Source organism: Thioalkalivibrio sp. HK1, from assembly GCA_000583135.1.
Lineage (GTDB): Bacteria > Pseudomonadota > Gammaproteobacteria > HK1 > HK1 > HK1.
On sequence record JFBG01000001.1, the window covers coordinates 1 to 20,472 of the forward strand.

Here is a 20,472-nt window from a genome sequence, read left to right on the forward strand (position 1 = left end):
CATCTCGGTCTCGGCATCGGGCGGCGGCTATGACAACGCCACCGGCACGGTGAGCGTCTCCTTGTCGGATAACGATAGCGGAGGGACTTTGACCCTTCCGTCGGGTGCCGTGGCGCTTGCCGAGGGCGGCACCGCCACATTCGATGTGCAGTTGTCGGTGCAGCCCACCGGGGACGTGACGGTCACGCTGACCCAGCCGAGCAACGCCGACGTCAAGGTGGATACCGATCCATCGGTCAGCGGCGATCAGACGACGCTGACCTTCACGACCTCCAACTGGAACGAAGATCAAACGGTCACGGTCAGAGCGGCGGAGGACGGCGATACCGCCGACGAGAGCGCGAGCATCTCGGTGTCGGCATCGGGCGGCGGTTACGACAACGTCTCCGGTACGGTGAGCGTCTCCTTGACGGATAACGATGGGAGGAGTCTGACCCTTCCCTCCGATGCCGTTGCGGTCACCGAAGGCGGCACCGCAATCTTCGAGGTGAAACTGTCGTCGCAGCCGAGCGCGAATGTGACGGTCACCTTGACCCAGCCAAGCAATACCGACATCAGGGTGGATAGCAATATCGCAGCGAACGGCGATCAGACAACGCTGACCTTCACCACCTCCAACTGGAATACGGCTCAAGCGGTCGTGGTCAGGGCGGCCGAAGACGGCGATACCGCCGACGAGAGCGCGACCATCTCGGCGTCGGCAACGGGCGGCGGCTACGACAACATCACCGGTACGGTGAGCGTCTCCTTGACGGATAACGATACCGGTACCTTGTCCCTCCCGTCCGGCACTGTTTCGGTCACCGAGGGCGGCACCGCCAACTTCGATGTGAGGCTGTCGGCGCTACCGACCGGAACGGTCACGGTCACGCTGACCCAGCCGAGCAACACCGCCGTCAGAGTCGATACCGATCCATCGGCGAGCGGCGATCAGACGACGCTGACCTTCACCGCCGCCAACTGGAGCGTGGCTCGAGCGGTGACGGTCAGAGCGGCCGAGGACGGCGATATCTTGAACGAGAGCGCGAGCGTCTCCGTCTCGGCTTCGGGCGGCGGTTATGACAACACCACCGGCACGGTGCGCATCGATGTGACGGATAACGATTCGGGGAGCCTGACCCTCCCCTCGGCCGCCGTGAGCGTTGCCGAGGGCGGTACCGCCACCTTCGAGGTGAGTCTGGGGGCGAGGCCGAGCGGAAACGTCTCGGTAACCTTGACCCAGCCGAGCAACAGCGATGTGAGTGTGGACAAGACCCGGCTTACCTTCACGACCGGCGATTGGAATGCGGCGCAGACGGTGACGGTGAGTGCGGATCAAGACCCCGATGCCTCGAACGAGAGCGCGAGCATCTCGGTATCGGCATCGGGCGGTGGTTATAACGTCACAAACGGCCGCGTCAGCGTTTCCATCACGGACGACGACACGCCGGCCCTGTCCCTCGCATCGGGTTCGCTGAGCGTCACCGAGGGCGACAGCGCCACCTTCGGCGTGAAATTGGCGACCCTGCCGAGCGCGAGCGTTTCGGTGACGCTGACCCTGCCGAGCGGTACCGACCTGAGCGTGGACAAGACGACGCTCACCTTCAACAGCGGCAACTGGAATACGGCGCAGACGGTGACGGTGAGCGCCGGCGAAGACGACGATCTGGATCCCGATAGCGCCAGCATCGCCTTGTCGGCGACGGGCGGCGATTACGGCGATGCAAGCGCGAGCGTGAGCGTCAAGGTTGCGGACAACGACAGGGCGGATCTGACGGTCTCGCCGACCGCGTTCGATCTGACCGAAGGGGTGCAAGGCACCTTCACGGTACGGTTGACGCAGCAGCCGACCGGCGATGTCAGCGTGTCCTTGACCTTGCCGAGCGGTTCCGATGTGAGCGTGGACAAGACCTCGCTCACCTTCACCGACGACGATTGGGATACGGCGCAGACGGTGACGGTGAGCGCAGGCGAGGACGACGATGCTTGGGACGACGGCACGAGTGTCATCTCCTTGGCAGCCTCGGGCGGCGGCTACGACAATCTGAGCGAAAGCGTGAGCGTCGATGTGGCGGACGACGACGAAGAGTCACTGGTTCTTCCGCCGAGCGCGCTGAAGGTCAACGAGGGGTCGAGCGGACGCTTCGCGGTGAGCCTTGCGACCTTGCCGAGCGGCACCGTTTCGGTGACGCTCGCCCAGCCGAGCAACGCCGATGTGAGGGTGGATACCGACCCCGCCACCACCGGGGACCAGACCGGGCTGACCTTCACGAGTTCGAACTGGAACACCCCCCGATTGGTGACGGTGAGGGCGACCGACGACGACGACGCCTCGAACGAGAGCGCGCGCATCGCCCTGTCGGCCACCGGCGGCGGCTACGCGGGCAAGACCGGAGGCGTGGATGTCGATGTCGCCGATGACGATACCGAGGCCATGATCGTCGCCCCCGATCCGTTGAACATCACCGAGGGCGAGAGCGGCACCTTCACGGTGAGGCTGGCAACGCTGCCGAGCGGGGATGTGACGGTGACGGCGCGGCCGAGCGACAGCGAGGATATCTCGCTCGACAAGCGTTCGTTGGTCTTCACCGAAGCGAACTGGGATCAAGCGCAGTCCATCACCGTCAGGGCCCCCGAGGACGACGATATCGTCCGCGACGAACCGACCGTCGGGCTCACTGCCTCCGGTGGCGGCTACGACGGCGTGAGCGACACTTTGAACGTCGGCATCACGGATAACGATACCGCAGGGGTGACCGTCTCACCGGATGCGCTGCAGATCGTCGAGGGGGGCAGCGCCACCTTCACGGTGAAGTTGGCGAAGCAACCGAGCGAGAACGTGACGGTGAGCCTGACCCAGCCGAGCAATCCCGATGTGAGGGTGGACAAGATAGCCCTTGTCTTCACCCCTGCTACGTGGAATACGGTCCAAACGGTGAGGGTGAGCGCAAGCCAGGATATCGACAGGCTCGACGACGAGACGTCGATCGCCTATTCGGGCTCGGGGGAGGAGTACGGCGGGATTCGAGGCAGCGTGACGGTTCAGGTGCTCGACGACGATTCTTTGACCACGGCTCCGGGCGGCATTCAAAATACGATCGTCGTCGATCCCGGCTCGCTCGAGCTCGAAGAGGACTCGACGGGGTTGCTCCGGGTCAGGCTCGAGGGCATCCCCCCGACCTCGGATATCACCATGGTGTTGACGAACGACAACCCGGATATCACGCTTTCGCCGGGCTCTTTGACTTTCACGTCCTCGAATTGGAACCAAAATCAGAACATCTCCGTCAGCGCGGCCGCCGATGCGGATGCCGTCGACGATAGCGACACCATCACCTTGGCCGCCGCCGATTTCAATGCGCCGGTGATGAAAGTGAGCGTCAGCGTGAGAGACGACGACGAGCCCCTCGTACCCCCCGCACCGCCGCCCGTCGGCGTTCTGGGCACGATCGTCGTCAACCCCGGAACGCTGGTGCTCGGCGAAGGGACATCGAAGACCTTCACCGTCGGGCTTGACGGGAGAGCGCCGAGCGGGGCCGTGACCGTCTCGCTGAGCAAGACCAACGAGGATGTCACGATCACCCCGCAGTCGCTGACCTTCGATGCGTCGAATTGGGAGTCGCAGCAAACCGTCACCGTGGCCTTGGCGGTGGACGCCGATGCCGTGGGCGATAGCGACACCATCACCTTGACGGCGAGCGGTGGCGGCTACGAGGGAGCGACAAGCCGCCTTTCACTCGCAGGTATCGACAATCCGGGCACGATGACCATCACCCCCGGTCGGATCGAGTTGACCGAAGGCGGTGGCCCGGTCGCTTTCAACGTACGCCTCGGAGTGAGGCCGGTGGGCACGCAGGCGGTCATCGTATCGCTGACGAGTTCGAATCCGGGCATCGGGCTCGTTCCGCCCTCGCTGGTGTTCACCGCCGATGATTGGGATAGGGATCGAAGGGTGGAGGCCGCCGCCGCTGCGGGCAGCGACCGACAAGGCGGATTGGATATCATCGCCTTGACCGCCACCGGCGGGAACTATTCGAGCGTGAGCGGGACGATCTCGGTGTCGTATACCGAGGACACGCCGGAGACACCCCCCCGGGCGACGCTGCTGTCGCCGATCAGAGCGCAGGCGTTGGCGATGCCGCCGATGGTTTCGGGGGATCGCTTCGCCCTGTTCATCCATTGCAAACAGAGTGCTTCGTGCACGGTATTCCTCGATTGCGCAGCGCAAAGCGACGGTTCGCTCTTCCAAGGTTTGGTGCCGGGAGAGATACCGGGGTGGGGGACGATCATCTTGGATGCGAGGGATATCGAGACCCATACCGGCGGTTCGTGGTCCGGCAAGGGACGATTGGGATGCGCCCTTCGAAGCGTGGATCTGATCGACTCCCAGATCTGGTTGCGCTCGGGGGACGGGGTGTTGGTGAACAACAGCGCCTATATCCGCAGTCACGTGGAGGGTTCCGAGTATCGAGCGGATATCGAGTCGATCACCTCCCCGGATGGATTCGAGAAGTCGAATATCCGCATTCGCTGTACGGCGACGGGCGGGGAGCGCTGCACATCGACCCGATTCGCCTGCTACGAGGATGACGGAACCCTCCATGAGAGCGGGGCCTTCGAGATCGGCGCATCGACCGTGCGTCACCTGCAAAGCGTGGAACTGGCGCAGATGATCGGGCATCGCTGGCAGGGGATGGGGTTGTCGTGCGAGTTGCGCTCGGATGCTCCCTTCACGGTGCAGATATTGACCCGTACCGGGGGCGGCGGGGCGTTGGTGAACAACAGCGGCGGCGGCTAGACGAGGGACGGATTCGCAGTCCCCGATCCCCGCTCGGGTTCGTCGATCATCGAGATCGTCGAACAGGAAAAAGGCGGGTTCCCCGAGGGTTGTCCAAGGCCGCCGATGCCATGCTCGATGGAGAGTGAAAAACCACCGCCGGGGGATATCCGGCGGTGGCTTTTTCGTTAATCGAGGCAGTCTTTGCCTCGATCTTGCTGTCGAGGTCCGAATCGAGTCTCGGCCGGATCCGAGCAAGAGTCATCCCGTTCGATCGATCCTTTAAACACCGGTCATGGCGAGGATATCGCTATGCCGAGTGCCACGATATCCATCGACGATGCCGTCGGATGGGCGAATCCTCGAAACGATCCCAGGCGAGCGAGCCTCGATCGAGCATCCATCCGATCCCGCCATCGATCGCAGGGCAAGTCCCTCAAAGGATCGGCTCTTCCGGTAGGCGATTGACCAAGGCGCGTTGATAGAGGGGGTGGTTAAGGCTGCGTACTTCGTGCTCCACGCGAAAGAGGGGCTTGGCGTTGCGGCCAGAGCCGATATCGATGAAACGGAATTGCCAGGCGTTATCGATATCGGTGATAAGGCCGCGCTCGGCGAGTGCATGATAGGTACCGGAAAAATCGGCGATGTAGATTGCGAAATGATGGCCGTCGTATTCGTCTTCGATGGCTTGGGCTTGCTCGACGAAGATCAGTTGCTGTCCGGGGCCAGCGTTGATCGATGCCCGACCCTTTTCCGTGCGTCCCGGGGCTTTGAGGAACTTTCGGTAGAAGTGCTCGATCTTCGCCGCATCCCCTTGACGAACCGGCATCTCGAGGTAGACGAGAGCGGGGGAGGTCGGTCGCTTGCCGGAGATACAGGTGCCGGCGGCCCTACCCTTGGCATCGTCTCCGTGAATCCGAAATCGATTCCCCCAGGGACATCGCAGATCCAAGCGCTTGGGAGATTTCCTTTGCCATCGGAAGAGGCTGCCTTCGAGCTTGGGAGCGATGCGCCCCAAGCGTTTTTCCAGCGCATCGAGGCAAGGCAGACGAAGCCCGATGCACCCTCGCCAGCGTTGCGCATCGCCTTTGGGCAGGTGGAATTGATGACGGCCGCAGTTGACCCACATATTGTCGGTGCCCGCCATCAGATAGGGGTCTCGGGTCAGCCCGAGTCCGTCGATATAGAAATCGGTGGCGGTTTCCTGGTTCGGCACCGTGAGATTGACGTGCTCCAAGGAGACGATATTGCCCACATCTTGGGAAGCGGGATCGAATGGCATGGTGAGGGCCTCGGTTTGTTCGCGCATCGCTTTGCGCCGGTGTTGTCAAAGCCAGATTCGTCAAAGAATGAAACGTCGTCGGATGAGGATCGCCGCGACATAAAAACCGACGAAAGCGAACGCGATCAGAATCGCGATATGAAGGATCGGATTTTCGAGCGCAGCGCCGGTAACGATGGGGCGTACGAGGGCCACGGCGTGGGTCAAGGGCAAGACCTGTATCAGACCCTGCACGAATGCGGGCATCGACGAGATCGGATAGAACACCCCGCAAAGGATGAACATCGGGGTGATGAACAGCGTCATGTAATAGCTGAAATAGTCGTAGGAGGGAGCGGTGGCGGTAATCGCAAGGGCGAGCCCGGAGAAGGCGAGACCGATCAGCAGAAGGATCGGAATGCAAAGCAGGGCCTCGAATCCCGCAAAGGCCCCGATCAGCGTGGCCACGATCAACAAAGAAGCCCCGGCCATGCAGCCCTTCGTGGCGCACCAGAGCATTTCCCCGGCCACGATATCGTCGACCTCCACCGGGGTGGCGATGATGCCGTCGTAGGTCTTTTGCGGCACCATACGGGTATAGGCGGAATAGGTCGCCTCGTAGGAGGTTGACATCATGGTCGAGGAGGCGACGAGTCCCGAGGCGAAAAAACTCAAATATGAAATCCCGTCCATTCCCTCCATTCCGTCGATGAAGCGCCCGAGCCCGTAGCCGATGCCGATCAAGTAGAGCAATGGCTCCCCGAAATGAAAGACCAGGCTAGAGACGAACAAGCGCCGCCAAACCAGTGCGTTTCGCCGCCATACCGCAAAAGCGGCGGCCGGATGCAATCTCGGGATATGCCAACGGCGAGGGATCGAGCGACGAGGGATCGAGGTCGGATTCATGGTTCGGTTGGATATTCGTTCGAAGGATGCAAGGGGGTCGTGGCGATGCCATCGGCAATCGCCCCAAGATAGCGAACGCCCTTTTATTGCTCCGACAAGGGCACTGCTCGATATCTTTTTCGATCCTTGGTCTTTGCCGTCGCCTTGCGAGGATATCGATTCGGGACGAGTCGTCGTTTTCAGTATCGAGCCGGTCTCGAGTCGGTTTCGATCTAGTCTCGCAGCTCGCGACCGGTGAGATTGAGAAATACATCCTCCAAGTTGGCGGGGCGGTGCAGGTATTCGATCTCCGGATATCGAGGCAGATGCTCGAGCACGCGCTGTGGATGATGGGTATGGCAGTGCCAAGTCTCGTCGATACGCTCGATGCGGGCGTGGCGGGAGATCGCTTCGGGTAGGCCTGTGGGTTCGGCCGGCACATCGTCGGCGCTCGCTCGGTGGCCTGCGCCCCGTATTCTCAGCTCGATCACGCTCGGCTCGACCCTTTGGGCGATCAGCGTCTTTGGGGTGTCCTCGGCGAGAATCCGTCCTTGATCGACGATAGCCAAGCGATCGCATAGCCGCTCGGCCTCCTCCATATAGTGGGTGGTCAGCAAGATGGTCGAGCCTTTCTTGATCAGCTCGCGCAGCTTCGCCCAGATCAGATGGCGGACTTGGGGGTCCAATCCGGTGGTCGGCTCGTCGAGGATCAAGAGCTCGGGATCGTTGACCAATGCTCGGGCGATGACCAGCCGCCGCCGCATCCCTCCCGAGAGGGATTGGATGCGATCGGTGGCCCGTTCGTGCAGGGAAACGAATTCCAGCAGCGATTCGAGCCACGGTGTCAGGGGACGACGCGCCGGTTGCGGAAAATAGCCGGCGTAGATGCGCAGGTTTTCCATGACCGTGAAATCGGGGTCGAGGTTATCGTCTTGAGGAACGATTCCGATGCGGGCGCGCACGGATCGGGCGGCGGCGGGTACCGGCTCGCCGAGCACCTCCAAGGTCCCGGCATCCGGTAGGACATGGCCCAAAAGCATGCGAAGAAGCGTGGTCTTCCCGGCACCGTTGGGGCCGAGCAGCCCATAACAGCCGCCACGGGGCATATCCAGATCGAGATCGTCGATCACGGTCTTGGTGCCGAAACGCTTGAGGAGATTTCGCGCTCGCACCACCGAAGCGGCGGAGCCTCGCTCCGGTCGGCTATCGGATATCGTCATGCTGCAGATCTTGGTTCGGTCTCACGGACGAGGCCGGGAAGAGGTCAATAAGAGGGTGATGATACGTGTCGAATTCCGACAGGCCAATCTTTTCGCTCGCTTCGCGCTTCGCTTTACCATCTCGGCGCTCGCTTTGGCTTCGATGATCCGGATAGCCCGGCCTCGACGGATTCTCGGGCGGCCCATTCCCGGTCGCCGAAGATTTCCTCGATCCCCCGAATCCATTCGCGATGCGTAAGGGGCGTGGTGCAGATCCCGCGCAGATCGGCATAGAGGCTGCGAGAGATGGCCTCGTCCAACCCCGATCCGAGAAGGCGAGCGACGAAGGCGGTCGCATCGCCGACGGATCGACAACGCTCTTTGGCGCGCTCGCGCAGCGTCCTAGCCGATTCTTCCAATCCGACACCGGCGGCGACGATCGCGCACTCCGCCCCGGCCATCGGATCTGCGCTCATCGTCGATGCGCCCTCGAGCAGTCGCTCCACCCAAAGCGGCTGATCGAGATCGCGGGCGACGATGCGCGCAAGGCGAATCCTCTCTTGCGGGCCGCCGCCATCGGGGGATCTTCCCGCCGACATCCTTTCTTCCCATCCGGCGTAGAGTTCGCAGGCGATATCGATTCCCCGTGCCCGATCTTTCAATCGGGTCGATGCGAAGTGCCCGAGGGTCGCAAGGCCTTGGAGGCGAGCTACGTTCTCGGCCGCCCGCCGGATCAACGATAGGGTGCGCTCGTGATCGCCGAGATGACGATCGACGGCGGCGATCAGATCGAGGGCTTGACCCGGATCCGAGCCCTCTTCCCGCCAGCGATCCTCGGCCGCGCCGAGCAGTTTGTCGACATAGAAAGCATCGCCGATCCCCTCCATCACCTCGTCTGCGAGAAAGAGGAGATCGGGCAGCCCGCGGGCATTGCGCTCGCGCTCCAAGAAGGCGGTGTAAAGCGCTTGATTCGCCTCGCGCCGCTGCAACTTCTCCTCGATGCGAGCGACCCAAGGGGCATCGTCGGCAAAATCCGTCCGCACCCTTTTGGCTACATTTTGCATTTCGCCCAGACTTGCGACCCGCTCTTCCGCCTCCTGCAGGGATCGGCGGGCGAGGGCGCGCGCTTTTTCCGCCCCCTCCCCCTCGGACCGTTGTGCGATATCGCAGGCCAAAGCCACGATCGGAAGCAACTCATGGCTCCCCTTGGCCAGATCGACGGCCTTGGCCGCCGCTTCGAGGGCGAGGAGATGGTCGCTCAATTTTTCTTGGATCGATTCGGCAAGGCGAGCGAGCCCCGGTGAATCCCCGGCGCGATCGATGGCTTTGATCGCGGCGTTGCGGGCCTGTTCGGGATCGAGGGTTGCCAGCTCGCCTGCGATATTGGCCAGCTCCGAAGGATTCGATACGCGCTCGATGGCGCGCTCCAAGATCCCCTTGGCGAAGGTCGGCTCGTCGAGCGCGCTTGCGGCCTCGCTCGCCAACCGACAGATATCGCTCGCCGCCGTTGTGAGTTGCTCGATCTTGGCGTAGTAGCGTTTGGCCAGATCGGGGTTTTGCAGGGAGCGGGCGATCGTGCCCGCGATCTCCGACAATTTTTCCCGGTCGCTGATTTCTCCCAGCGCATTTTCGTAGGCGGCGGCCGCTCCCGCTTTATCGTCGTTGACTTCGAGCAGTCCGGCGGCGAGATCCAACTGCTCTTCGAAGGTCATGCAAAAGTCGCCGGCTTGCTCCATCAGCTCGCTTGCGCGCCCCGAGTCTTGGGCGAGATCGCGGTAGGCGGTGGCCAGCGCCACGAAATCCTTGGTGAATTGACAATCGATCTCCGCCTCGTCGAGCAGACGTCGGATCCACTCGCCATCGTCGAAGAGGGTATGAACGATGCCCGCAAAGGCGATCGTCGCTTGGAGGTCTTGGCAAAGACCGGCGCTGCCTTCGAGGAATTCGCGGGCCAATTCGACCTCTTTCGCCTCGTGCAGACAAGCGACGATCTCCCGCACGCCATCGAGGTCCTTGATCTCGCTGCGGATCTTGTCGAGGAGGCCATTTGCGAGATCGGTCCCTCCCTCGAGGGTGCGGGCAACACCGATTGCGGCGAGGGTTTCGCCCGTGGAGCTGGCATCGCGCAAGGCGATCTCGATATGTTCTCGGGCCTTGTCGGGATCGCCGCCTATCGGTCCGGCCAGGCTGCGGGCGAATGCAAGATGCTCTTGGGCATCGAAGAGCATCTCTTCGGCCTGATCGCGGATCTCGCAGGCGAACTCTCGATCGCCGATCTCGGCAACGGCGGTCTCGGCGACCCGGATATAGTCCAGCGGCATCTGACAAAGCGCTTCGGCTTGCCGGAAAAGATGCTTGGCATAGTCGATATCGGCGGGTTCGGCCGACGCTTTCTTTGCCAGCGATATGAAATCGTCGATCGATTGACAAGAGGCTTCCTCGCCTTCGATTCGCTCTTTGATGGCCATGAGATGAAGTCCGTTTTCGAATCGACGCTTTTTCGAAGGGTCGGTTTGGGAAGTCGCGGGGGGTAATCTTGCCAACGAGAGCGAAGGCGAGGAAAAAGCCTTCGTCTACCGCCGTCCACCGCAGGGGGGCGTGAGTGCCGATGGAGATCACTCCTCGTATTGTCGGCGCTGCAACTCCTCTCGCTGCTTTGCGATCTCATCCTCTCGTCTTGCCGCCCATGTTTCTTTTCGCTGCGCGATGCGTCGCTTGCGAGCCCCGTCCTTGACCGGGATGCTCATCTCGCCGAAGAGAATTTGCTGCAAGAAACGCATGCTGAAGGCGAGCAGTCGCTCCTCGTCGTCGGCCAGCGCATCGATCTCATCCGCATCGATATCGAAGATATCGCGAAAACTTCGAGCGCGAATGAAATCGCGGAAGCTGTCCAGATCGTAGCTGCACATATCGAAGAGCTGCAGACTTCGAGCGGAGGGGGCGCCGACCGTCGGTCCGCTCGAGCGTTTTTTCAGCACGATATCGCGCCATGCGCGATTATGGTCGTCATAAGGCTCGATGCCCTGTTCGGTGCGATATTCGGCGACGCTTCGGGTTTTCGCCTCCTCGTGCCCCAAGCAATGATCCTCTCGGACCACGAAGTAGATATCGTCGACGCTCGATTCATCCTTGCGTCGGACCCCCATATTCCCGAGGGCGTAATAGCGACAGGCGACCGGGCGATCTTCGTAGACGCTGCAGCCCGCATCGGTCAAAAAGGTGCATTCGGTGGTGCCCGGGCGGGTGCGCATCTTGAGCCCCGGCATCCCGTGAAAATCCATCTCGAAGGGGATGGTGTATCGGGTTACGAATTCCTTCGAATCCATATCCAAGCGGCGTTTGAGGCGCAGGATATCGTAAGGGGTCAAGGTGATATCGATATTCCGACAGCAGGCGTTGAAGCAGGCGATACCGGGATGGCAATTGAATCGGAATTCGCTTTCCAGCTGCAGTTCGGCGGGCTCGACCGGGCTGCTATGCGGTGGCGGTTGCCGATCGGGGACGGGGCGAGCGGAGGAAGGAGGGTCTAAGGGCATCTTAAGGATTCGCCGGGATATCAAGGAAAGGGGTCGGTGGGGGAGGCGTCGGTGGTTCTATCCTCGGTTGCGCTTGGAAGGGACGGGTGAGCCGATACGAGGGCTTGGTCCATCGGGGAAGATCGCCGGCGATCGATGCCTTCGACCAAGAGATCGAAGGCGTCGGTGGTTCTATCCTCGGTTGCGCTTGGAAGGGACGGGTGAGCCGATACGAGGGCTTGGTCCATCGGGGAAGATCGCCGGCGATCGATGCCTTCGACCAAGAGATCGAAGGCATCGACGTTCAACGATCCGGTCGGAAAAGAGAGCGGCGATGTCCGTTTTTCTTGGCCAAGATTCAAAGGCTTGGAAGAAAATCCGGACATCGCCGAAGACGGACCGGGCTTACCGCTCCGATCTCGAAGGGCGTCATTCCTTGACCAGCTGCTTCCAATCCACCTTTTTGAGGCTCCATTCGCCGGTGTCGCGATTGTAAGTGGAGTTGACGAAACAGCGCCAGTTGTCGTCGTCGAGATCGAGATGATCGGTGCGGTAGTAGTAGCCCGGATATCTCGTCTCCTCTCTGAACTGGATATGCTTCATGTGAGCGAAGGCGGCGAAGAGTCGGTGGTAATTCTCCCACGCTCGCAGCAGTTCGTGCAGATCCTTCGCCCGCATTTTCAGCGAATCCTCGCGCAGCATATCGAGTTTCTTCTCCGCCACTTTCAGCATCGCAGCGTTGGTCTGGTACATCGTCGAGACCCCGGCTACATATTCGTCCATCACTTTTTGCAGGCGGAACTGGAACATCTTCGGGGTGATGTAGTGGGGGTTGATATCGATCGCGGTGGTGTAGTCCTTGTGCTCCAAGAAGTTGCGCACCGGACGATAGATTTCCTGCACCAGATCGTCGACGCTACGCTCCATCTCCGGCTTCCAATCGCGATTGTCCATCGCGAACTTGACCAAGGCCTTGGCTGCGATCCGACCCTCGGTGAACGAGCCGCTCGAGAATTTATGCCCCGATGCCCCCACCCCGTCGCCGGCGCTGAACAAGCCCTTGACGGTGGTCATGCGGTTATAACCCCAGTGATAGTGCTCCGGGGTTCCCGGTACATCGTCGGGGCCGGAGCACCATATTCCGGCGCACCCTGCATGACTGCCCAAGAGGTAGGGCTCGGTGGGCATCAACTCCGACATTTCCTTATCCGGTTCGATATTCTCCCCCGCCCACACGCCGCACTGACCGATGGTCATGTCGAGGAAATCCTCCCATGCCTCGGCTTCCAAATGCTTGATCTCCCGCGGGGTCATATTGGCTGCGAGATTCTTCATGGCGGTGGGGGTATCCATGAAAATCGGCCCGCGCCCCTCTTTCATCTCATGCATCATCAGATGATTGCGCAGGCAGGTGCCCATCGCATGGCCTTTGACATATTTGCCGTAGCCGTTTTTTTGCAAAAGATCGGCGTTGCGGGTCTGGTAGTCCTCGCCTGCGGCATTCATCGCCTGGGCCTTGAAAAGGAGAAACCAAGCCCCGACCGGTCCGTAGCCGTCTTTGAAGCGGGCGGGCACGAAGCGGTTTTCCATCAAGGTCAGTTCCGCGCCGACCTCGGCCGCCATGGCGTAGGTCGAACCCGCATTCCACACCGGATACCAAGCCCGTCCGGTTCCCTCTCCGACCGAGCGCGGACGAAAGACATTGACCGCTCCGCCGGCGGCCATCAGGCAGCATTTGAAGCGATAGATATAGAGTTTGTGATCCCGCACGCTGAAACCCGCCGCTCCGGCGATTCGAGTGGGATCGTTCTTGTCGGTGACGAGGCGGATGATGAATACCCGCTCTTGGATATTTTCCAGCCCGAGCGATTTCTTGGCCGCTTCGGCGACGATCCACTTATAGGATTCGCCGTTGATCATGATTTGCCAGCGCCCGGAACGTACCGGTTTGCCGCCATCGGCCAAGGGTTTGCCTTCGTCTCCCGGCTGCTTCCAGATCGGGAGGCCCCATTTTTCGAAGTTATGCACCGAGTCGTCGACATGGCGGCCGACATCGAAGACCAAGTCCTCTCGCACGATCCCCATCAGATCCTGCCGGACATAGCGCACATAGTCGGAAGGATCGTTCTCGCCCATGTAGGTATTGATGGCCGAAAGCCCTTGGGCCACCGCTCCCGAGCGGTCCATCGCCGCCTTGTCCACCAACTTCACCTTGAGGTCGACTCCCTGCTTGCGAGCCTCTTCGATCCATTGCATGATCTCGAAACCCGCACCGCAAGCGGCCATGCCCCCGCCGATGAGCAGGATATCGACCTCCTCTTCGATAATCTCCGGATTACCGAAACCGTATTCTTCCGTCATTTTCCTCGCTCCTTATCGCAAGATTCGTGCGAAACCGAAAAAAAGCGCCTTCGACCACGATGGTCGATGAGCGCCCTTGTCTCGATTTCTCGCCCAAGCATCAGCTCTCGATGAACTGGCTCATATCGTACTGGTGGGTCTGTCTCGTGAACAGCAGGGAGTGGTTCTCGATTTCATCCATCACCGGTTCGGGCATATTCCCGTAGGGATCGGCGGATCCTTCGGGGGTGGTGCGGATCGGAAATTTGAAGCGCTTCATGGTCCCGTTGCGGAATTTGATGGACCACATGATCGAATCCGTCCCTCTAAGGGGCTGTACCGAGGCCCCCAAAGGAACGACATCGGCATAGTGGCGGACTTCGATTGCCTGCTGCGGGCAGATCTTGACGCAGGAATAGCACTCCCAGCATTGCTCCGGCTCTTGGTTCCAAGCCTTCATGGCATGGCCGGTTTCGGATCCGTCCATATCGAGTTTCATCAAATCGTGGGGACAGATATACATGCAAGCGGTCTTGTCCTGACCCTTGCAGCCATCGCATTTGTCGGTACGTACGTACGTAGGCATCGGGTTTCTCCTTGAAAATTCGATTCGGTGACCGGATCGGTCCACGCCTTCCAAGTCGGTGATCGTGATGCGGCGAGGCGAAAAGGGCCTTTTTCGAACGGGCGCGCAACGCAAAGATGCAAAGACGCAAAGACGATCTCAGGCACGATCACGATAGGGATCCGCAGATCCGAAGGCGAGTATAAGCATCCGAGCCCCGTCACGTCCTTAGATGATTCGATATGCCATAAACGTTTTTTATTCTTCGAAGGCTTGGGATGCACTCGTCGCTCATTACTTGAGCGCAAGGACGCCCGCTCGCCAGTCCCGGTCGCTCGCCCCCCCTTTTCGCTCTCGCCCCGAAAAGACCCCGGGCATGATCGCCGCATGAGCCTCGGAGCGTCTCGATCGCCCAAGTGGGCTACGAGGGCGCCCCCTTTGCGAATGGCTTGGCGAGTTGCCGTTAAAATCACCGGTACCGGAGCATCGAAAACCCTCGATACTCGAGCCTTCTTCAAGGTGGATGATGTATATCAGCAGGGTGAAACTCAAAAATTGGCGGAATTTCGTCGAGGTCGATGTGCCGCTGCGACGGCGACAATTCCTCGTCGGACCCAACGCCTCGGGCAAATCCAATTGCTTGGATGTATTTCGCTTCTTGCGCGATATCGCCAAGCCCGATGGCGGAGGACTTCAACGAGCGGTCAATAAACGAGGCGGGCTCTCGAAGATACGTTGTTTGAATGCGCATAGCAAGCGGGCATCCGAGGTTTTTATCGGTATCGAGATATCGCCAAACGATTCGGAATCGATCATGGATCGGCCTGAATGGATCTACGAAGTGGGCATCAAGCAATCCCGATCGGGCTCGGTTTTTATATCGAGCGAAAGGGTTGAAAAGAACGATCGCCCGCTATTGGAAAGACCGGATTCCTTGGATGAAGGCGATAAGGAGCGATTGCAGCAAACCCATCTGGAGCAGGTCAACAATAACAAGGATTTCAGAGAGATCTCCGATTTTCTGGGCAAGATCTCCTATATGCACTTGGTGCCTCAGCTGTTGCGCCACTTCGATGAAATCCAAGGCAATATCATGGAAGACGATCCCTTCGGCCAAGGGTTGCTGTATCGCTTGCAGCAGGCCAATAAGAAAAGCAGAGATGCCCGCCTGCGAAAGATCAGTGGTGTGATCAAGGTCGCCGTTCCCAATTTGGAGGAGATTCGCTTCGAGCAGGATCCCTTGGGCAAATATCACATCACCGGCAGCGATAACAATTGGCGACCGAGAAATGCCAAGCAATACGAGGATCAGCTATCCGACGGAACCTTGCGGCTGATCGGGTTGTTGTGGTCGCTGTTGGAAAATAATTCGGTGCTCTTGTTGGAAGAACCCGAGTTGTCGTTGCACTCGAGTGTCGTCGGCAATTTGGCCGGGCTCTTCCATAAAGCGCAAAAAGGAAAAAACCCGCGCCGGCAGCTTTTCATCAGCACCCATAGCGCGGAGTTGCTATCGGATTCGGGCATCGACGGCGGGGAAATTCTGGTATTGCAGCCCTCTCTTATCTCGGGCAAAGGGACGACGATCACTCCGAGCGTAGATATCAAGGGGATCAAGGCGCTGTTGAAGATCGGGGAGCCGGCGGGTCCGATCGTCATCCGGCGGACCGCACCCGAAAATCACCGGCAGACTTCTTTTTCCCTTTGACGGTCGATGCCGATGGGGATCGATTGAGCGAAGCGGTCGTCGGCAAGATATTTCGACAAAGTTACCGAGAAGTGATTTCAATGCCTGAAGAAGATCGAGGGCTCGCTATCAAAAAGCCCGATGGCGATCGGGTATTCGATCGGCTATTGGTGGCCTTGCGGGAGGTGGTGGGCGAGAGCGCCCGGGATCCGAGCGGGGGCGGATCGAAGATCGCGCTCTTGCATTCGCTGCTCGAACAACCCCTCGAACCGAAGTCCATCGAGGCCGCGCAGACCCCTTTGGTAGGGCAATGGCGGCGCCGGCTCGATGAATCGACACGGGATTGCGAGGGAGATCCCCTCGATCGATGCTTGGTCGAGGCTTTGATCGAGGCCTCGCCCGGGCTTCGCTGGATCGCCCCTTACGGTATCGGCGACGGGGCGGACGAGTTGTTTTTAGGATATACATCGACGCAGCTGATCGGCCCCGATATTGAGATGCGCAACTACCAAGCCCCTTTCCGGCATCCCGGAGGGTTGGCGATCTGGTTTTCCCTGCAGGCTCCTCATACCCTCTATCCCCGACATCGCCACAAGGCGCCGGAGATCTACCGCGTTCTTTCGGGGACTGCGAAGTGGCAGCAAGGAGATCGACTTTGGCGGATTCGCCGCCCCGGCGAATGGATCTTCCACCGAAGCCATGAGGGGCATGCGATGCAAACGGACATGGAGCCGCTGCTTGCGATGGCGGCATGGACCGACCATCTGGATGCTCCGATGTCGGTGCTCGATGCCTCGTCGAAGACTAAGATGGATGGCCAAGACCCAATGAAGGGCGGGCATCGGCGATGAGATGCGTCTTGACGATGCCGATGATGCCCCTGCCGGCTCCCATGTCGGCCCCCAAGTCGGCCATAAGGATCCACTTTTCGAGCCCGAAGCGCTCGGCTTGCCCTCAATACCGGCGGTGCGCCCTTTGAAAAGAGGCGATTTCAGTGAGTTGTCGTCATCGATGCTCGCTCTCGATCTCTTGGTGCCGGGTCTGCTCGGCCCCATCGGGCGCATCATCGAGGGAGAGGTCGGCCGCTTCGGCGGATCCGCAAGCGAGGATCGAAGCGCGGTGCAGGCCTTTTGCGCCGAGTTGGATGCGGGCGATCTGGATCGATTGCTCGATCGCTGCCGATATTCCAAGGACCTCGAAGACATCGGGGAAGACGAGCCGGAGCCATCTCTCGAATCGCGGATTTTCCGCACCCTCGGCTGGACGGCTCCGCGGGCAGGTCATGATTGGCCGGTGGCCGCCGTGACCGCCACGCTCGATCGTCCGAACCCGTCGAAGAGGCTCGAGGGCGAGGCCTTCGAAAGACAGGCCGCCGCCCGGCCTTTTCCCCAAGACCGAGACCAGACCGAAGGGAGGGATCGGGCATGGCTTCGCGCCGACCCCGTGCATCTGCTTGCGGGGGTCGGCGATCTGGTGCTAAGCGATCCTCGTTCGATGGATGCCGCCTCCCCCGATGCCCTCGATCGAGCCGAGGCCGACGCCCTCGCCCGAGTCATCAACGATGCCCTCGAACCCCAAGGCCCCTTCATCGTGGCCGCCGACCCCTTGCGCTGGTATATCGCGCTCGATGCCTTCCTTCGCATCGAGACCTCACCGCCGTCGACGGCCATCGGCAAAACGGTTTTTTCAAGACTTCCCCGAGGATCCGATGCCCCCTTTTGGCACGGATGGAGCAATCTGGTGCAGATGGCGTTGCACGAATGCCCGACCAATATCGCGCGTATCGAGCGCAAGAAGCTGCCGATCAACAGCCTTTGGCTATGGGGCGGCGGATATCTGCCGCCGGCGAACGAGATTCCGCCCAAGGAATTCGAGTGCGTATGGAGCGATGACGCCCTGGTTTGCGCCCTTGCCCGGTTGCCCGATGTGCGTGCGGACGTGCGTAGGAATGGGCGTGGGATCGAGCCCGATTCATCCGATCCGTCGCCTCCTCCCGCTCGGGTAGGCGAGGCGTCGGATATCGTTTGCCGCGCGGCTCCTTGCGATGCGGCCGACTGGTTGGTGCGAGCGAAAAGCGAGGGGACTCGCTCGGGAAGACATCTCATCGTGCACGATCGCCTTTTTTCGTGCGCAAAGCGAAGCGATCCGCAGCGATGGCGAGAGGGGATCGAGGATTTCAGTGCCAAGTGGGCCAAGCCCTTGTTCGATGAACTGCGCTTGGGAGCGCTCGATCGCTTGTCGATCATCGACGAATACGGTCACCGTTTCACCGCCACGGCTTCGTCGGCTTCTCAGCGCAGATGGTGGCCGGGGCAAAAGCGCGGCCTGGCGGGGGCGATGGTCGATGCCCTGTCCACGCATCGAGATCGAATCAATCCCCCCGACGGGGAGCGGATCGCCCGAAGGGCCGACCGGGATCGGAGCGATCGATGAAACGCAAAAGACGCATCGCCCGGCGCGAGCTAAGCGATCCGATGCCCGATTTCCTCCAAAACCACCACCCGGTCTTGCGTCGGGTGCTGTGCGCGCGGGCGGTGCGCTCGCAAAACGAGCTCGATCATTCGCTCAAACGCCTGCTCTCGCCGGATCGCCTGCTCGATATCGAACGCGCCGCGGCATTGCTGGACGAGGCCATCGACGCCGGTCGGCGGATCGTCGTCGTCGGCGATTACGATGCCGACGGCGCCACCGGTTGTGCCTTGGCGGTGCGGGCGCTGCGGCGCTTGGGCGCCGAGGATGTGCGTTTCGAAGTTCCCGATCGCTTGCGCCACGGCTACGGCCTTTCTGCCGGGATCGTCGATCGGGTGCATCGATGCCACGCCCCCGATCTCATCGTCACCGTCGATAACGGCATTTCGAGCATCGAAGGGGCGGCCAGGGCGAGGGCGCACGGCATCGACTTGTTGATCACCGACCATCATTTGCCGGGCGATCGCCTGCCCGAGGCGCAGGCGATCGTCAATCCCAATCGATCCGGCGATCCCTTTCCGAGCAAGCATCTGGCCGGAGTCGGGGTGATCTTCTACGTGATGTGCGCCCTTCGCACCCACCGTCGCCGCCGGAACCGAGAACCCGCCCCTCGGATGGACGGCCTTCTCGATCTCGTGGCCTTGGGCACGGTGGCCGATCTCGTTCCTTTGGACCATAACAATCGGATCTTGGTCGAGCAGGGGCTGAAAAGGATTCGCAAAGGAAGGGGATCATCGGCGGGGATCCGCGCCTTGTTGGAGGCGGGCAAGCGGTCGATCGAGCATGCATCGACCTCGGATCTGGGCTTTGCCGTGGGTCCTCGGCTGAACGCCGCCGGAAGGCTCGAGGATATGCGTATCGGGATCGAGTGCCTGCTGAGCGACGATGAAAACGAGGCCCGGCGAATGGCGGCCCGGCTGGATGCGATCAATCGGCAACGGCGGGAGTTGGATGCTCGCATGCAAGAAGATGCGCTCGAAGATCTGCTCGCCCTTTATGGCGATGCGCCCGTTCCCGAGGCGGCGATCTCCTTGTTCAAAGACGATTGGCATTCGGGGCTGATCGGCATCCTGGCTTCGAGGCTGAAAGAGCGGATTCATCGTCCGGTGGCGGCCTTCGCCCCGGATGCGGATCCGGATAGCCTGCGCGGGTCGGTGCGATCGATCCCCGGGGTGCATGTGCGCGATCTGTTGGCGGATGTCTCGGTGCGCAACCCCGGTCTCATCATGCGCTTCGGCGGGCATGCGATGGCGGCGGGGTTGACCATCGTCCGCTCGGGGCTGGAGCGTTTCCGGAGCGAGTTTGCGGACCATGCGAGCCAAGTGATGACCCCGGGGATGCGAGAGGCGGTCGTGGACAGCGACGGGGAGATCGCCGCCGCCGATCTGGGCCTCGATCTGGCGAGAAAGATCCGGGACATCGCCCCGTGGGGACAAAAATTCCCCGAGCCGATCTTCGACGGCATCTTCAAGATGACCGATCAAAGGCCGGTCGGCGCAGGCTCGCGGCACCGGCGGCTTCGCCTTCTACCGCCGGGCTCCGACCGAGCCCTCGATGCCATCGCCTTCAATCGCCCGGCGCCGATCCCCACCGATCCCCAAGGCATGATTCGCATCGCCTATCGCTTGGCCGTCAATCGCTTCCGGGGCTTGGAGCGGGCCGAACTGACCGTCGAGGAGATCGAGGAAGTCCCCGCCTCCTAGGGTTTTATCGACCGAACGATGAAGGGCGAGCGCCGCCAACCGAATTTCGATCGGCTTCGCCATCGGCGTGGATTTTCCCTCTGCGATATCGGTAC

At 61.0% G+C, this 20,472-nt stretch carries 13 protein-coding genes; 5 read left to right on the forward strand and 8 right to left on the reverse strand.

From position 1 onward, the window contains the following. The coding region (locus BF99_RS23180; protein ID WP_025769221.1) for a beta strand repeat-containing protein at positions 1–4,777 on the forward strand (4,777 nt) is incomplete at its 5' end. A gap of 415 nt (positions 4,778–5,192) precedes the next feature. On the opposite strand, the gene BF99_RS0100020 is transcribed toward BF99_RS23180, so the two are convergent. From BF99_RS0100020 to aprB, 8 genes are all read right to left on the reverse strand, one after another. Next, a complete protein-coding gene (locus BF99_RS0100020; protein WP_051482715.1) occupies positions 5,193–6,065 on the reverse strand; it encodes a glyoxalase/bleomycin resistance/dioxygenase family protein in 873 nt (290 codons plus the stop codon). A gap of 33 nt (positions 6,066–6,098) precedes the next feature. After that, on the reverse strand, positions 6,099–6,923 hold the full coding sequence (locus BF99_RS0100025) for an ABC transporter permease (protein WP_051482716.1): 825 nt from the start codon (positions 6,921–6,923) through the stop codon (positions 6,099–6,101). Positions 6,924–7,135: 212 nt separating this feature from the next. Continuing rightward, positions 7,136–8,122: an ATP-binding cassette domain-containing protein gene (locus BF99_RS0100035; protein ID WP_025769226.1), complete on the reverse strand. Its 987-nt coding sequence runs from the start codon at positions 8,120–8,122 to the stop codon at positions 7,136–7,138. A 113-nt stretch (positions 8,123–8,235) separates the two neighbouring features. Next, entirely contained in the window at positions 8,236–10,569 is a 2,334-nt protein-coding gene (locus BF99_RS0100040; protein WP_025769227.1) for a hypothetical protein, read from the reverse strand. Between the two features lie 147 nt (positions 10,570–10,716). Continuing rightward, complete coding sequence (locus tag BF99_RS0100045; protein WP_025769228.1) at positions 10,717–11,637, reverse strand: YkgJ family cysteine cluster protein; 921 nt, start codon at positions 11,635–11,637, stop codon at positions 10,717–10,719. A gap of 20 nt (positions 11,638–11,657) precedes the next feature. Next, the gene (locus tag BF99_RS22705; RefSeq protein WP_156013088.1) at positions 11,658–11,864 is read right to left on the reverse strand and encodes a hypothetical protein; all 207 of its coding nucleotides are present in this window, start codon (positions 11,862–11,864) and stop codon (positions 11,658–11,660) included. Positions 11,865–12,045: 181 nt separating this feature from the next. Beyond that, positions 12,046–13,977 carry an adenylyl-sulfate reductase subunit alpha gene (gene aprA / locus BF99_RS0100055; RefSeq protein ID WP_025769230.1) on the reverse strand — a complete coding sequence of 644 codons (1,932 nt, stop codon included), beginning with the start codon at positions 13,975–13,977 and terminating at the stop codon, positions 12,046–12,048. 100 nt (positions 13,978–14,077) lie between these two features. Continuing rightward, positions 14,078–14,542, reverse strand: a complete 465-nt coding sequence (gene aprB, locus BF99_RS0100065) for an adenylyl-sulfate reductase subunit beta (protein WP_025769231.1) — start codon at positions 14,540–14,542, stop codon at positions 14,078–14,080. A gap of 505 nt (positions 14,543–15,047) precedes the next feature. On the opposite strand from aprB, the gene BF99_RS0100075 reads away from it, so the two are divergent. From BF99_RS0100075 to recJ, 4 genes are all read left to right on the forward strand, one after another. Then, the gene (locus BF99_RS0100075; protein ID WP_025769232.1) at positions 15,048–16,226 is read left to right on the forward strand and encodes an AAA family ATPase; all 1,179 of its coding nucleotides are present in this window, start codon (positions 15,048–15,050) and stop codon (positions 16,224–16,226) included. 80 nt (positions 16,227–16,306) lie between these two features. Next, positions 16,307–17,056: a dimethylsulfonioproprionate lyase family protein gene (locus BF99_RS21670; RefSeq protein ID WP_156013089.1), complete on the forward strand. Its 750-nt coding sequence runs from the start codon at positions 16,307–16,309 to the stop codon at positions 17,054–17,056. 1 nt (position 17,057) lies between these two features. Next, positions 17,058–18,638, forward strand: a complete 1,581-nt coding sequence (locus BF99_RS0100085; RefSeq protein ID WP_025769234.1) for a hypothetical protein — start codon at positions 17,058–17,060, stop codon at positions 18,636–18,638. Further along, complete coding sequence (gene recJ, locus BF99_RS0100090; protein WP_025769235.1) at positions 18,635–20,377, forward strand: single-stranded-DNA-specific exonuclease RecJ; 1,743 nt, start codon at positions 18,635–18,637, stop codon at positions 20,375–20,377. The genes BF99_RS0100085 and recJ overlap by 4 nt, the downstream gene beginning before the upstream one ends. Positions 20,378–20,472: the final 95 nt, after the last annotated feature.

Excerpts from the sequence above, each read along its gene's own strand:
- aprB (WP_025769231.1), bottom strand. The coding sequence starts at position 14,542 with ATGCCTACGTACGTACGTACCGACAAATGCGATGGCTGCAAGGGTCAG.
- BF99_RS0100040 (WP_025769227.1), bottom strand. The coding sequence starts at position 10,569 with ATGGCCATCAAAGAGCGAATCGAAGGCGAGGAAGCCTCTTGTCAATCG.
- BF99_RS22705 (WP_156013088.1), bottom strand. The coding sequence starts at position 11,864 with ATGGACCAAGCCCTCGTATCGGCTCACCCGTCCCTTCCAAGCGCAACC.
- BF99_RS0100075 (WP_025769232.1), top strand. The coding sequence starts at position 15,048 with ATGTATATCAGCAGGGTGAAACTCAAAAATTGGCGGAATTTCGTCGAG.
- BF99_RS0100085 (WP_025769234.1), top strand. The coding sequence starts at position 17,058 with ATGCGTCTTGACGATGCCGATGATGCCCCTGCCGGCTCCCATGTCGGC.
- aprA (WP_025769230.1), bottom strand. The coding sequence starts at position 13,977 with ATGACGGAAGAATACGGTTTCGGTAATCCGGAGATTATCGAAGAGGAG.
- BF99_RS0100020 (WP_051482715.1), bottom strand. The coding sequence starts at position 6,065 with ATGCGCGAACAAACCGAGGCCCTCACCATGCCATTCGATCCCGCTTCC.
- BF99_RS21670 (WP_156013089.1), top strand. The coding sequence starts at position 16,307 with ATGCCTGAAGAAGATCGAGGGCTCGCTATCAAAAAGCCCGATGGCGAT.
- BF99_RS0100025 (WP_051482716.1), bottom strand. The coding sequence starts at position 6,923 with ATGAATCCGACCTCGATCCCTCGTCGCTCGATCCCTCGCCGTTGGCAT.
- BF99_RS0100045 (WP_025769228.1), bottom strand. The coding sequence starts at position 11,637 with ATGCCCTTAGACCCTCCTTCCTCCGCTCGCCCCGTCCCCGATCGGCAA.
- recJ (WP_025769235.1), top strand. The coding sequence starts at position 18,635 with ATGAAACGCAAAAGACGCATCGCCCGGCGCGAGCTAAGCGATCCGATG.
- BF99_RS0100035 (WP_025769226.1), bottom strand. The coding sequence starts at position 8,122 with ATGACGATATCCGATAGCCGACCGGAGCGAGGCTCCGCCGCTTCGGTG.